Raw genomic sequence first — 13,668 nt, 5'->3', positions numbered from 1 at the left:
GGAACGGGGAGAGCGGGGGGAACGGGTGGAACGGGGAGAGCACGCCGGGCCGGGCCGCACCGCCCAGGGATCCTCCGTACGCCATGACGCGACGCGGGAGTTGAGCTTCGTCTCCCCGCAGGGCGACCTGCATCGCGTCCGGGCCCGCTTCGGACCGGACCGCCCACGGCTGGTCCGCCCGCCGGCCATGGCCCGCCCCGTCCGTTTCGAGGACGGCTGGCAGGGCTTCCAGGTACGGCTGCCGGAGGAGGCCGCCGCCGACCGGGCCGCGTACTCCCTGCTGGAGGCGGAGATCACCACGGCTCTCGCCCTGCATCGCGCCTACGCGGGCACCCGCTTCGGCGGCCTCTTCCCCACGCCGGTCGGCCATGACATGAACACCCCCTCGCCGTTCCTGCTCTACGCCGTGCCCAGAGGCCGGCCCCTGTCCGGGCTGACCGAGGGAGTCTCGCTCGCCGGACAGCGCGTCGTGGAGCGCGACCTGGTACTGGCGGTGCGGCTGATGGAGGTGGTCGGCCTCGTGCACCGCGGCATCGTGCCCGGGGCCGTGCGCTGGGACGAACACGGCGTCCAGGTGTGGGACCTGGGATCGGTGACCCGGGCCGGCCGGGCCCGCATCCCGTACGGCATCCCTCCGTTCGCCTCGCCCGAGCAGCGGGCCGGCGTCGGTGCGACCGACTCCCGGGACGCCCTGTGGAGCGTCGCCCAGGTGATGCACCAACTCGTCACCGGCCGGCCCGGAAGCCCCGACGGCCCGCCGCCCGACCTCGCCGCGCACCGTTCGATCGCCGACACCCTGAGCCCGGTCTTCGCGCGGCGCGCGGAGGACCGCCCGACGCCCGACGCCCTGCTGCGCACCCTGGTGCCGGAGGCCGCCGCCGAGGTCGCCGGGGTGCTGCTACCGGACCCGCTGGAACAGTTCCGCCGCGAGTTCGACGACACGAGACGGCGGAAGCACACAGCCCTCGCCCGGCTCCCTCAACCCCACGGCTCCCTCGCCTCCTTCCCGGAGGAGGACGGGCCGGGCGGGCCGGGCGGCGGCCGTGGCTTCGGCGCCGGACAGGACGTCCCCCCGTACCCCACCGCTCCGCCCATGGACGCCACCGGCTACGAGTACGAACCCCGGCCCGACCGCGGCCGCCTGCGCACCTGGATCAGCGGAGGCCGCACCTCCGGCAACACGGGCTCCGACCGGGGCCGACCCGAGGGAGGAAGCCGCCGATGACCGTACCCGTACCGGGCACCACCGCCCAGGAGATCCTCTGCCCGTACTGCCTGGAGGTCGTCGCCTACGACGAGCGGCAGCTGTTCGTCCGCAACGACAAACAGCAGTACGAACCGCTGCACCTCGGCCACCAGTCCAGCCCGCTGCGCCTGGCGGACACCCTGCGCTCCGCCTACCAGCGGTGCAGCAACGCCGACGACGTACAGGCGCACTACATCCCGGTGCCCTACCTCACCCACGGCAGCCCGCTGACCGTCGCCATGGTCGGCGACTCCGCGACCGGCAAGACCCATCTGCTGACCCAGATGATCGCCGAGATCACCGACGGGGGACTGGACCCCTACGGCGTCACCTGGCAGTCCGTCAACCCACAGGACCACAAGACGTTCATGGACGAGCGGGTCGACGTGCTCCGCTCCGGAACGATGCTGGAGCACACCCCGTCCCGGTCGTTCGCCGCGTTCGTCGAGGCCCTGCTGCTGACCGGGCCGGAGGGGGTCACCCGGCCCGTGGCCTTCTTCGACCTCAGCGGCGAGGACCTGCGCCGTACGGACGGCGTGCTGCGGTTCATGGTGGGCGTCGACGCGCTGATCTTCGTGGTCGACCCCCTCAGGGCCCTGCCCATGGCCCATCTGGACCCGCTGCGCGGCCAGCTCGGCTTCACACGGGGCGGCGATCCGGCCTTCCAGACGGTGCTCGACCGGCTGCCGCGCACCGGCCCCTACCTGGGCGTGGCCGCGGCCATGGTGATCAACAAGAGCGATCTGCTGCGCTTCGAACCGCCGGTGGACCGCTGGCTCGGCGAGCCGCCGCCCGGCCGCCTGTCCGCCGCACGGTTCCGGGACGAGAGCCGCGACGCCTACGCCTATCTGCGCGCCCATTCCGGCCCGGCCTGGGTCAGGCCCTTCGACAGCGTGCTGCGCTGCACCCTGCACTTCGCCTCCGCCACGGGCAGCCACGACCACCGGGGCACCTTCGTGCACGGCACCCGCCCCCGCCGGGTACTGGAACCGCTCGTCTCGGTCCTCGCCATGTGCGGTCTGCTCGGCTGCGAGGCCGGGGACGGACCGGCCACGGTGGGGATGTGACGGCCGCCATGGAACCCCTTCCGCACGCCGGGGAACCGGCTCTGCCGCACGGCACGGCACGACCGACGCAAACGAATGAGCACCCGTCGGCGACACACGTCGACCAGGTGGTGTTCCGTTGGGCCGGCAACCGCGGGGCCCGCGGTGCCGGGATCGCGGCCGTCGCCCACTCCTGCTCGGAGCGCGAGGCCCGCGAACTGGCCGAGGAACTGGGCCCGGTGCTCCGGGTGATGCGCGGGAGCGAGCAGCGGACCAGCATCGTCCGGCGCAGGCACGGCGACCGGGTGCTGCTGCTGCGACGCACCCCCGGCTTCGACGACCAGGGCCGCGACAACACCGTCTGCCACGCCCTGCTCGGACCGCCGTCGCTGCTGCGCCCCCTGTACTGCCTGAGCCTGGGGACCGTCCCCTGGGCCGAGGACGGCTGGGCCGACCGGGTCGTGGGAGACATCGCCCCGGTGCCCCGGGAGCGGCTGCGCGACCTGGCCGGCCGTATGAGGGACCGGCTGGAGGAGAACGTATGGCTGGTCGGGGGCCCGCTGCGCTGCCTCGTGGCGCAGTTCCTGCGCACGCCCCAGGGGAGGGTGTCGGCTCCCGCCGGGGAACTCGACGCGGCGTTCGCGGAGGAGCGGGCGGCGGCCGGGCCGGAACTGGCGGTGGGCGGGGAGCTCCCGGATCCGGCGTTCCTGGCCCTGTGGGGGCTGTGCCGTGTCTTCGGCTCTTGGCTGGGCGGCCGGGACAGCTGGACCTTCGCCACGTTCGACACAGTGGACGACCATCCGCACCGCGTCGTGTTCGTTCCCTCCTGGCGGGGCTCCCCGGAGGAGGACAGCCGGCTGCGGAGGATCGACCTGCTGGACCCGGGCACCGACGAGGCGGCCCAGATCGCGAACAGCCTGGTGGAGCACTATCTGCGCTGGTCACCGGCCTCGGGCGAATACCAGCGCCCACTGGACCAGGTACCGGAGGCGGCGACGGCCCCCGAGTGGCAGCGGATCCAGCTGATCGTGAGCCGGCTCTGGCCGGGAAGGGCCGAACAGTTCACGGCTCCGGACCCGGACCCGGACCCGGCTCCGGCACCTCCACTGCCGGCCCCGGAGCCCGCGCCCTCCACCGGGCCCGTGCGGAGCGACGGCCCGCAGGTGGGCTGGGGCGGCGACTCGCCGTCGCCCGCGGACACCGGCCCCTCCCGTGGCAACCCGCCGGGCGGGCCCGCAGCCACCGACGGACATCCCGGGGACGCGGTTCCCACGCCCCAGCACCACGCGACACCTCAGCCGTACGCGGCACCCCAGCCCTACGCCGCATCACAGCCGTATGCGGCCCCGCACGCTCCCTCCGCATACGGGACCGGGAGCGCGCCCATCGGTGCCGAGCCCCCGGCGGGCACGGCGTACGGGCAGCAGCCCCCCGCCTTCGCCCCGGACCCGTTCGCCGAGCGGCCGGACCCCGGCGGACACGGGGAGGCCGGGTACGGGGACGCCGTGTACGGCGGCCACACGCGCCCCCCGATCGACGCACCGCACACAGCCGCCGGCCACGGGCCCCCCGCGCCGGTCGCACCTCCGGGCACGCGCCCGTACGGGTACACCCGGCCCGAGGTGTCGGGCGCGTACCCGCAGCTGCCCGCCGGCCCACCGCCGCTCCCCTCGGGACCTCCTCAGGTCGCCGGCCAACCACGGCCACCGGCACCGGTGGCACCGCCGGCACCGGGCGCGCCCGGTGTGTCCGCGGACCGGCTGACGGCGGCGCGCCTGCCCGCGCTGGAGGCGGACGCACTGCCGGCGTTCCTGAGCCTGCCGTCCATGGCGCGGTCACCGGTGGCGAAGAGAAGGGCCTGGTCCCGGAAGGAGCTCAGAGAGCGTGCGCGGGACGCCGAGATCCGGAGACTGGTCGAGGACCTGACCCGTACGGCGAACCCCACGGGGCATGTCGACGATCTCCGTCGCGCGGTGGAGGAACGCCTGGACCGCGCACACCACGACGACCTGCTGCGCGTGCTCGAACAGCGCATGCCGTACGCGGCGCAGAACATCGTCCTGGAGCGGCTCCCGCAGTCCGTGCGCTCGGACGACGCGGCCCATGACCTGCTACAGCGACTGCTCGCCGTCGATCTCCAGGTGACTCCCGCTCCCGAGGAGAAGCTGCTGGGCCCCCTGCACGCACGGCGCACCGCCGGCATGACCTGCTGGTTCTTCCGATGGCTCGTACAGCCACGCGCCGAGGCTCACGCCGAGGCGGTCGCCCGTTTCCTCGGCGGACTCGCGTCGGACCAGGGCGAGACGGCCCGTCTGGTCCTGGAGGAACTCCTGGTCGACGCGAGCCACGACCGCATCCCCGAACTACCCGCGGTGGCATGGCTGGCCGTCGTGCGCGGGCTGTACGAGAGACGCGGCGCGTCCCCTTCCACGGCGGCTCCGGGCTTCTGACGTCCAGCAGCCGGCGCAGGATCGTCGCCCGGTCGCTGTCACGGTCGAGTTCGCCGTACATGAGCAGGGCGGTCAGGCCGTGCGGGTCATCTATGGGCCGGTAGGCGTAGCCGCGGGCCTGTCGCTCCCGTTCCAGGGTGCCTTTCGCGTGCAGCCGGGAAAGGATCGTGGCCACGGCCGGCCGGGCCGGGTCGGAGGCGAGTTCGGCGTCGAGTACCCGGCCGTCCGCAAGGAAGGGACTCACGCCGATGACCACACCCGCGGCCCTGTCGTCGCAGCCGACGGTGTCCCCGCTGCGTCCGCTCCTGTCGGCCTCGTGAACCGCAGGGACGTCGCAGAGCTGGCCGGCAGCACCGGCCTTGGCACTTGGACGGCGTTCGCGGTGCTGGCCATGAGCGTCGTGGCCGGCGCCGGGCAGCCGCTCTGGCCCGACCCCGCTCTGCTCGCCTGGGCCGTGGGCCACCGTCCGGAGATCATGCGTGCCCTGGCACGTGGTGTGACCGCCACCGGCACGGGCGCGATCCCGTACGTCCTCGTCGCGCTGGCCGGTGCCCTGGTCGGGCGGACCGTGCGGCAACGGCTGCTCGCGGTGGCGTTCGGCCTCGCCTGCCTCGCCACCGGGCAGGCGCTGCGGTACGGCGTGATGGAGCTCCTGCACCGGCCGCGCCCGCCGCAGGAAGCCTGGACGGCGCACGCGAGCGGCTGGGCGTTCCCCTCGGGGCACAGCACCACGGCGGCGCTGACCGCCGGTCTGCTCATCCTCGCGCTCACCCTGCGCGCCCCGCGCGGCGGCACGGCCCTGCGCGTTGCCGTCGGCTGCTGGGGCCTGACGGTCGGACTGACCCGTGTCTACCTCGGTGTGCACTGGTTCACCGATGTCGTCGGCGGCTGGTTACTGGCCGCCGGCTGGCTCGGGGTGTGCGTGTGCGCCGCGGCCTACTGGCTGCCCAAAGCCTTCCGGACCGAGCCGGCCGACTCGGAACCGGAGGACGGTACGCCCCAAGATCCCGGCCGCGAAGGAGGATCACGCCCGGCGTGACGTCCTGCGTGACGTCCTGCGTGGGGTCATGCCGTCAGGCCTGTGGCCGTGAGGGCTCCGTGCCCGGCGTGTGGGTGCGGGGCGCGGTGGACTGGCCGGCGTCGGTGGTGGCGCTGTTCGCCGACGGGATGATCTCGCCCTGGACGACGCGGGGCGCTGTCCGGTCCGCCTGATCCGCTTGCGCGGTCTGCTCGTGCGCGGCCTGCTCCTCCTTCATCGCCCGCGCCTCGGCCTTGAGGATGCGGGCCGACTTCCCGGCCGAACGGGCCAGGTCGGGGAGCTTCTTGGCGCCGAGGACGAGTATGACGACGATGAGGATGATGGCGAGTTCGCTCAGTCCGAACATGCTGGTCCTGTCCTCTCCTTGGCCCGGGCCGGGCATGGCGCGAGCGTATCTGGTGTCCGGGGCGGCGGTAACGCCGTCTCGGTCTGTGAACGGTAATGGAGGGGGCGGCGCGCCTGCTGTTCCGCGCGGCGCTCGGGCGCCTACAGGTGGGGTGCGATGGCCGGGAGCAGGTCCTGGAAGGTGCGGCCGGTGGCGGGTTCGCCGATGGCCTTCATCTGCCAGCCGCCGCCGGTGCGGTGCACCTTGGCCATGATCTGGGCGGTGTGGCTGCCGCCTCCGGTGAGGGTGTAGCGGGCGAGCTCCGCTCCGGTGGTCTCGTCGACCAGGCGGCAGAAGGCGTTCTGCACCTCGGCGAAGGTCTGGCCGGTGAAGGAGTTGACGGTGAAGACGATCTGGTCGACGTGAGCGGGGACACGGGCGAGGTCGACGAGGATCGACTCGTCGTCGCCTCCCGCGCCGGCCCCGCCGGTGAGGTTGTCGCCGGTGTGCCGGACCGAGCCGTCGTCGCTGACCAGGTGCTGGAAGAAGACGACATCGGTCGGCTGTCCGCCTGCGATGAGCACGGCGGAGGCGTCCAGGTCGATGTCGCCGCCTCCGGTGAGCTTGGCGAGGAAGCCCTTGCGGGGGGCGGCCTTCCAGCCCAGGCCCATGCGGACGGAGGTCAGGGCGGTGCCGTCGGACTTGCTCAGGCTGATCTGCTGGCCCTTGTTCAGGTTGATCGACATGGGGGGTGTCTCCTTGGTTGTGTGCAGTGTGGTGCGGTGAGGCGGTGGATGTGCGGGTGCCGGGTCGCTCGGTCGTCTGTGGTCTGTGGTCGGCGGACGGCGTGCCGCGGGGGTCCGTGGGCCGGCTGACCCGGGGTTGCTATTTCGGTGGCGCGGCGTGCAGGAACGGGTCCTCTTTGACGCAGCGGCGCAGATGGGGCAGCAGTCCTTGGCCGAGCAGCGCCTGATGCCAGGCCAGACGGGCCTGCTCCAGGCGCGCGCCGGACGGTGGGCCACCACGTCGGCGTATGCCCGTGCTCACCAGCGCGGCGAGGGCGACGAGGGCGCTCACGGCCGCGACGAGCGCCAGCACCCAGCCCGCGGTGACGAGCGAACCGGGCAACGTGCCGGAGACGTGCGCGAGCTGGAAGAGATACCCGAGGAGGAGCAGGACCGCGGCGGAGGTGGCCGCAACGAGCGGCGTGAGCACGGCGAGGGCGGGCAGCAGGGTGCCCTGGGGCGTCGGACGCCGTGTGGTGTCCCGGGCCGCCGCGCGTACGGCGAGATAGGCGCCGTACGCCTCTCCGGCCGCCGCCGTGATCTCGTCGGCGGCGTCGAGCGCCTGGGCGCGCAGGCGCCCGGATGCCTGGCCGCTGGGGTCGGCGAGCAGGGCGCTGCGGACGTCCTGGGTGCTGAGCGCCAGGTGCAGCAGGGCTTCGAAGTCCGCTCGGTCCTCTGGGCGGAGGCGGTGCGGGCCGAGGGCCACGAGGTCTCCTGGTTGGTTGGGCGGCGGTCGCCCAGCCGGGCTTCGGGGTCGGGCGGGGCGTGCCGGAAGCCGCCGTCGGGCCGTCGCCGGGCCGCAGTCGGCGTGACGGCCCGGCGACGGGAGTGGTCCGGCGTCAGACGTTGACGCCGAAGTCGGCGGCGATCCCGGCCAGCCCGGAGGCGTAGCCCTGTCCGACGGCGCGGAACTTCCATTCGGCGCCGTTCCGGTAGAGCTCGCCGAAGACCATCGCGGTCTCGGTGGAGGCGTCCTCGGACAGGTCGTAGCGGGCGATCTCGGTGCCGCCGGCCTGGTTGACGACGCGGATGAAGGCGTTGCGGACCTGGCCGAAGCTCTGGCCGCGGTTCTCGGCGTCGTGGATGGAGACCGGGAAGACGATCCGGTCGATCTCGGCCGGCACGGTCGCGAGGTTCACCTTGACGGACTCGTCGTCGCCCTCGCCCTCGCCGGTGAGGTTGTCGCCGGTGTGCTCGACCGAACCGTCGGGGCTCCTGAGGTTGTTGTAGAAGATGAAGTGCTGGTCGGAGACCACCTTGCCGGAGGCGTCGAGCAGCAGTGCGGAGGCGTCGAGGTCGTAGTCGGTGCCGGTGGTGGTGCGTACGTCCCAGCCGAGGCCGACGAGGACGGCGGTCAGGCCGGGCGCCTCCTTGCTCAGCGAGACGTTGCCGCCCTTGGACAGGGAAACTCCCACGGGGTACTCCTTCGTGATCTGTGCGGTCGGGGCCCGCAGTACGGGCCCGGATTTAGAATCTACAACACTGTAGAGGAAGCGGTAGGGGGGTGCGATCGCGCCGGGTTCGGTGTGTCGCGCGTGCTCAGTCGGGGTGGCGGCCTCGAAGTGGCCTGTCAGTCACGGGAGTTGCCGAAGAAGATGCGGTAGCCGATCAGCAGGACGAGTGCACCCGCGATGGCCGAGCCCCAGGTCGCGGCGTCGAAGAACTCCCGCTCCACCGGCCGGTCGAGGAGCTTCGCCGACAGCCACCCGCCGATGAAGGCGCCCGCGATGCCGATGAACGTCGTACCGATGAGCCCACCCGGATCCCGTCCGGGCAGGATGGCCTTGGCGATCGCTCCGGCGAGAAGTCCCAGCACCACCCACGCGATGACACCCATGTGTCTCCTGTCTCCTCTGCTCGTCTTGTTCGTCGCTGCTCGTCCGCCCTTCCCCTGTCGCGGGAGGGCATGCCCGGGCAGCCTATCTTCTACAATCGTGTAGAGGATCGGGTGATCGGATGGTGGGCTGACGGGGTCTTCATCGGGGTGGCGTTGAATGGCTTCGGGCGTCTATACGATGTCCGGTCGGGAAACCGGCGGCGGAAGGGAGACAGGACGTGACGGAGCACCGGCAGCGTTCCCGACGGGGACAGGGCGAGCTGGAGGCGCTGGTCCTGACGGCGCTGCGTGAGGCGGAAGGGCCGGCGACGGCGGGCTGGGTGCAGGAGCACCTGGGCGGCGATCTGGCGTATACGACGGTGATCACGATCCTTACCCGGCTGCTGGCCAAGGGTGCGGTCACCCGGGAACGCACCGGCCGCTCCTTCGTATGGACCCCGGCCTCCGACCAGGCCGGACTCGCCGCACACAAGATGCGCAAGGTGCTGGACGGTGAGAGCGACCGCCAGGCGGTGCTGGCGAGCTTCGTGACGGGACTGGGACCGGACGACGAGCGGCTCCTGCGCGGACTGCTGGGTCATCCGCGCGGCCAGGGGGAAGACTGAAGCCTCATGGGGGTCTTCGTCTTTCTGCCGCTGGTGCTGCCGTTGACGGCATGGCCGATCGCGCGGCTGGCCGAGCAGCATCTGCATCCGAGGACCGCGACGCGTCTGCTGACCGTGGTGGCCGGAGTGATGGCGACGTGCAGCACGGTGTGTCTGGGGCTCGTGATGGTGGTCGGCACCGCCCAGCTGCCCGGCAACCCGCTGCCGGACGGCTGGTCGGACCCCGAGGTGCGCGAGGCGGTGCCGTACGACGAGGTGGCCGGCAAGGCGGCGATCCCCGCGTTGGTCGCCGTGCTCGTGGCCTCCGGCAGGGCGCTGTGGCGGCACGGCCGGGTCCGCCACCGTGCTCACCAGGCGCTGGCCGGGCTGCCGGACACGGAGGTGGCCGTACTCCCTGACGACGTGCCCTATGCGTACGCCCTGCCCGGAGGCCGCCGGGGCCGCGTGGTGGTGACCACGGCCCTGCTGGACTGCCTGGAACCGGCCGAGCGGCGGGCGCTGTTCTCCCATGAACGGGCGCACCTGGCCGCCCGGCACCACCGCTTCCTTCTGGCCGTCCAGCTCGCCGCCCGCGCCAACCCGTTCCTGCGCCCGCTGCGGACGGCCGTGTCGTACACGGCGGAGCGGTGGGCGGACGAGATCGCGGCCCAGACCGTCGGCAGCCGCCGGACCGTGGCCCAGGCGATCGGCAAGGCGGCCCTTGTCTCCCGCGGGACTCCGGTGTCCACGCTCGCGGGCTTCGCCATGCCCGGGCCGGTGCCGCGCCGGGTGGCGGCCCTGCTCGGTCCGGCTCCCGCGGTGCGGAGCTGGCCGTCGGTGTTCACCACGGTGGGGCTGGCGGCGTGGGGTGCGGCGGCGGGCACGGCCGTGTCCGCGATGTCGTCCGCGAACTCCGCCGTGACCATGTTCTTCATCCTCTACGCCGCCACGCCGCTCTGAGTTCACGGGGGATCGGCCGGGCCGGCGACCAAGGCGGCAGGCCCGGCGATGACCCCCGTGAAGGCCTGAGCCGTCGGCCGTGTACTGAGGAGCTCTCGGAGCCGGATGCGGTGAGACGTAGTGGCGCCCCGCTCGTATCTCTACATGAGTGTAGAGTTCCGCCGTTCGGAGAGCACTGGTGAGCATGGGTGAGCACTGGTGCCGAACGTTCATGAGCAACTGACCGGCCGGGTGTGGCCGAGGACGAAAGGGGCCCGCCGGTGAGCGGTTCGGGCAGGCGCCGGCGCACTCCGGTCGGCGACAAGGAGGGACGCCCGGCACGGCTGACACGGCGCGGCCGGATCGCCGCGTGGGTCGCCGGGGGTTCCGCGGTGCTCCTCCTCGGTGTCGCCGGGGTCGGAGCCTGGATATACCAGGACCTCGACGACAACATCCAGGCCGCCGATCTCGACAACAAGCTCGGCGGGAACCGTCCCGTCAACCTCAGCCCCGGTTCGAAGAACATCCTGGTCGTCGGCTCGGACAGCCGTGACGGCGCCAACGCCGGGTACGGCAAGGGCCTGACCACCATGCAGTCGGACACGCTGATGGTGGTGCACATCCCGGCGGACCGGAAGTGGGCCACGGTGGTGTCGTTCCCGCGTGACTCGTGGGTCGAGATACCCGCGTGCGACAAGAGTGACGGCACGACGTCCGCCGCGCTCCGCTCCAAGATCAACGCGGCGTTCGCGATCGGGGGCACCGGCGGCGAGGTCGCCGACGCCGCCGCCTGCAGCATCAGGACGATCGAGGCCAACACCGGACTGCGTATCGACCACTTCATGTCCATGGACTTCCAGGGCTTCAAGGGGATGGTCAACGCCCTGGACGGCATAGAGGTCTGCCCCGAGCAGGCCATCAACGACGAGAAGGCGCACCTGGAACTGGAAGCCGGCTGCCAGACCGTCAAGGACGAGGCCGCGCTGGGCTACGTACGCGCCCGCTACAGCGTCGGTGACGGCTCCGACATCGGCCGGATCGGCCGCCAGCAGGAGTTCATGGAAGCGCTGGCCGACAAGGCACAGTCCAAGCTGACCAGCCCGAACGCGCTGTACGGCTTCATGCAGTCCGCGACCAAGTCGCTCACCACGGACGAGGACCTGGCCGGCATCGAGCCGCTGTACGGCCTCGCCTCCGAGCTCCAGGGCATTCCCACCGACCGGCTGACCTTCCTCACCGTCCCCAACTACCCGCGCGAGGCCGACGTGGCCACCGACAAGGCCAACGTCGTGTGGCAGTACCCGCAGGCCGCCGACCTGTTCACCTCCCTCGCCAAGGACCGGGAGGTCGACAAGAAGAAGCTGACGGCGGAGGGGAAGAACCCGGTGTACGCCTCCGCCGTGCGCGTGCAGGTCCTCAACGGCACCGGCGTGGCGGGGCGTGCCGCCACCGTGGCCGAGAGGCTGCGCGAGTCCGGCTTCACCGTCGTCGGCACGGGCAACGCACCGGAGACCACCCGCACCACCACGGTCACCCACCCGCAGGGGCTGGAGACGTCGGCCGACGTACTCGCCTCGCGGCTGCCCGACGTCAGGGCCGGACAGAACGCGGACGCCGCCGCAGGAGTGGTGACCCTCGTCGTCGGAAGCGACCTCGACCTCGACGACATCCGGTAGGACGACTTTCGGTATTCGGTGAGACGGCATCCGGTCACACGGCCGGCTCACACGGTCCCGGACACCGGATCCGCCGTCGACCTGGGCAACGCGGAGGCGCCGACCACGGCCGCGTAGGCGTCGGCCGACGGTTCCCTCAGGTACGGCGAGAGGCGCAGCAGGATGCGCCCCCTGTGGTAGACGTACTCGGCCAGATCCGGGTGGGCGGCGTCGGACCGCAGCCGCTCCACACGGGCGAGAGCGGCACCGGTGCCTCGGAACACCTCGATCGCGCCGCCGAGCTGAACACTGCCGGGGTCCGCGGCGGCGACGGCGCCCCCGTCGATCCGGCGGTCCTCGAAGGTCACCTTGCTGTGGTAGCCGTCATGCCGCCCGAGCAGCCCGTCCGGATCCTGGTCGCGGCGGGTGTGAAGGACAACGTTCTCCATGGGGAGCCCGGCGTGCTCGAGTACCCGGAAAACCGCCTCGGCCTCGTGTGCCACGGGCCCGCCCGCAGTGCCGCCGTCCTCGTGGTGACCGGCACTGAACGGCGGAGGAAGGGGTTCCTGAGGAAGGGCCGACAGCACGATGCCCACCAGAAGGCCCGTACTCGCCAGCACGGCCACCAGCCGCACGTGTCGCAGTCTGCTTCGCCTGCCGGACCGTCCGACGTCCAAGGTCACTGCTCCAGTCTCCAGTTCTCACCGAAGACGGCACTCATGCCGGGCCGTTGCTGTGGGCGGCCCGGCATGAGTGCCGTGGGGTGGTCAGAGGTCGAACTCGTGGGGCGGGAGGTCGAGGGTGAAGCAGGCTTCGCGGACGACGGCTTGTTCGGTTTTGTCGAAGTCGCCGTCGGCGCCGCCGATGACGATGCCGATCTGGATGACGGCGCGGGCTTCGGCGGGCTTCTTCTTGGCTTTGGCGATTTCCTGCAGGACGCTGACCTTGCCGAAGTCGAAGTCGGCGGTGAGTTTGTCGAGGTTGTCCTCGAAGCGGCGGCGCAGGTCCATGGCGTCGAAGTTCTGGAGGACTTCGTTGGTGGCGATGAGCTGGGCGACGCGCTGGCGTTCGGAGGGGTCGATGGTGCCGTCGGCGGCTGCGACGAGGGCGCACATGGCCATGCTGGAGTCGCGGAAGGCGCCGCTCTTGAGGTCGTTCTTCTTCGCGTTGAGCTGCGTCTGCATTGTCGACGCGGATTCCTTGATGCGGTCCCACAGGGCCATGCCAGCTCCGTACGTGTCTCGGGATGCGTGCAGAAGTCTTCTACATTGATGTAGAAGTTATCAGCAGGGCGTGGAGGGGTGGGTCCGTCCGCCCCCGGCCGAAGTCTGTCGCATGCCTCGGAATGCGTCGCCACCCCTCTGTGGGTGTGCCGCCACCCCTCCGCGGGTGCGCCGCCACCCCTCTGCGGGCCGACTTTCTACAGGCAAGTAGAATCACAGGGCGGTCGCGCCGGGGTGAGGTGTGCCCGCTGCCGGTCACCCGGGTCCATGGTCGGCCCGGCGGCGACCATCACGTGCCGGCCGGACCGCTCCGAGCGCGCCCCCGCGAGGGGCGGTCCGGTCCCGGGCGCACCGCACGGCGCCCGCACAGGACGGCCGTGGCCCGGCCGGAGGGGCGGAGTGCGGGCAGCGTTGGTGCAGCGCTGGTGGCCCACCGCGGTGGACCGCCGGACAGGAGTGGGAACAGGCATCAGGACACACGCGTTGTCCTGAAACGGACCGACTGCAAGGAGCACACCTTTGTCCGCCAGAACGACGGA

General features: G+C 72.0%; 13 protein-coding genes and 2 pseudogenes. 7 read left to right on the top strand and 8 right to left on the bottom strand.

Going from position 1 to position 13,668, the window contains the following annotated elements; translation table 11 throughout:
* From FPZ41_RS23710 to FPZ41_RS49930, 3 genes and pseudogenes are all read left to right on the top strand, one after another.
* Window positions 1-1,225: pseudogene (locus FPZ41_RS23710) on the top strand (hypothetical protein); the annotation flags it as partial.
* Entirely contained in the window at window positions 1,222-2,313 is a 1,092-nt protein-coding gene (locus FPZ41_RS23705) for a hypothetical protein (RefSeq protein ID WP_152865722.1), read from the top strand. The pseudogene FPZ41_RS23710 and the gene FPZ41_RS23705, both read left to right, overlap by 4 nt.
* Complete coding sequence (locus FPZ41_RS49930; RefSeq protein WP_322620628.1) at window positions 2,310-4,742, top strand: hypothetical protein; 2,433 nt, start codon at window positions 2,310-2,312, stop codon at window positions 4,740-4,742. The genes FPZ41_RS23705 and FPZ41_RS49930 overlap by 4 nt, the downstream gene beginning before the upstream one ends.
* A gap of 73 nt (window positions 4,743-4,815) precedes the next feature.
* Here FPZ41_RS49930 and FPZ41_RS49925 read toward each other — a convergent pair.
* A pseudogene (locus FPZ41_RS49925) lies at window positions 4,816-4,917 on the bottom strand (BlaI/MecI/CopY family transcriptional regulator); the annotation flags it as partial.
* Window positions 4,918-5,058: 141 nt separating this feature from the next.
* On the opposite strand from FPZ41_RS49925, the gene FPZ41_RS23695 reads away from it, so the two are divergent.
* A complete protein-coding gene (locus FPZ41_RS23695) occupies window positions 5,059-5,781 on the top strand; it encodes a phosphatase PAP2 family protein (RefSeq protein ID WP_322620630.1) in 723 nt (240 codons plus the stop codon).
* A gap of 34 nt (window positions 5,782-5,815) precedes the next feature.
* Here the strand turns inward: FPZ41_RS23695 and tatA are convergent, their stop codons facing one another.
* The 5 genes from tatA to FPZ41_RS23670 form a co-directional block, all read right to left on the bottom strand.
* Window positions 5,816-6,127, bottom strand: a complete 312-nt coding sequence (gene tatA, locus FPZ41_RS23690; protein WP_131566853.1) for a Sec-independent protein translocase subunit TatA — start codon at window positions 6,125-6,127, stop codon at window positions 5,816-5,818.
* 140 nt (window positions 6,128-6,267) lie between these two features.
* On the bottom strand, window positions 6,268-6,852 hold the full coding sequence (locus tag FPZ41_RS23685) for a TerD family protein (protein WP_131566856.1): 585 nt from the start codon (window positions 6,850-6,852) through the stop codon (window positions 6,268-6,270).
* Between the two features lie 139 nt (window positions 6,853-6,991).
* Window positions 6,992-7,597, bottom strand: a complete 606-nt coding sequence (locus FPZ41_RS23680) for a hypothetical protein (protein ID WP_322620627.1) — start codon at window positions 7,595-7,597, stop codon at window positions 6,992-6,994.
* A 133-nt stretch (window positions 7,598-7,730) separates the two neighbouring features.
* On the bottom strand, window positions 7,731-8,306 hold the full coding sequence (locus tag FPZ41_RS23675; RefSeq protein ID WP_131566862.1) for a TerD family protein: 576 nt from the start codon (window positions 8,304-8,306) through the stop codon (window positions 7,731-7,733).
* 155 nt (window positions 8,307-8,461) lie between these two features.
* A complete protein-coding gene (locus tag FPZ41_RS23670; RefSeq protein WP_131566866.1) occupies window positions 8,462-8,728 on the bottom strand; it encodes a GlsB/YeaQ/YmgE family stress response membrane protein in 267 nt (88 codons plus the stop codon).
* Window positions 8,729-8,946: 218 nt separating this feature from the next.
* Here FPZ41_RS23670 and FPZ41_RS23665 point away from each other — a divergent pair, with 218 nt between their 5' ends.
* The 3 genes from FPZ41_RS23665 (at window position 8,947) to FPZ41_RS23655 (ending at window position 11,927) form a co-directional block, all read left to right on the top strand.
* Window positions 8,947-9,333, top strand: a complete 387-nt coding sequence (locus FPZ41_RS23665) for a BlaI/MecI/CopY family transcriptional regulator (RefSeq protein ID WP_322620626.1) — start codon at window positions 8,947-8,949, stop codon at window positions 9,331-9,333.
* A gap of 6 nt (window positions 9,334-9,339) precedes the next feature.
* Entirely contained in the window at window positions 9,340-10,272 is a 933-nt protein-coding gene (locus FPZ41_RS23660) for a M56 family metallopeptidase (protein WP_152865718.1), read from the top strand.
* 260 nt (window positions 10,273-10,532) lie between these two features.
* Window positions 10,533-11,927 carry an LCP family protein gene (locus tag FPZ41_RS23655; RefSeq protein ID WP_407698807.1) on the top strand — a complete coding sequence of 465 codons (1,395 nt, stop codon included), beginning with the start codon at window positions 10,533-10,535 and terminating at the stop codon, window positions 11,925-11,927.
* A 47-nt stretch (window positions 11,928-11,974) separates the two neighbouring features.
* Here FPZ41_RS23655 and FPZ41_RS23650 read toward each other — a convergent pair whose 3' ends face one another.
* Both FPZ41_RS23650 and FPZ41_RS23645 read right to left on the bottom strand, forming a co-directional pair.
* A complete protein-coding gene (locus FPZ41_RS23650) occupies window positions 11,975-12,541 on the bottom strand; it encodes a hypothetical protein (RefSeq protein ID WP_152865716.1) in 567 nt (188 codons plus the stop codon).
* A gap of 132 nt (window positions 12,542-12,673) precedes the next feature.
* Complete coding sequence (locus tag FPZ41_RS23645; RefSeq protein WP_152865714.1) at window positions 12,674-13,129, bottom strand: tellurite resistance TerB family protein; 456 nt, start codon at window positions 13,127-13,129, stop codon at window positions 12,674-12,676.
* Window positions 13,130-13,668 lie beyond the last annotated feature (539 nt).

This window comes from Streptomyces acidicola, assembly GCF_009377235.1.
GTDB lineage: Bacteria > Actinomycetota > Actinomycetes > Streptomycetales > Streptomycetaceae > Streptomyces > Streptomyces acidicola.
Note: the sequence above shows the minus strand (reverse complement) of the source record. Positions and strands in the feature narration are given on the sequence as shown.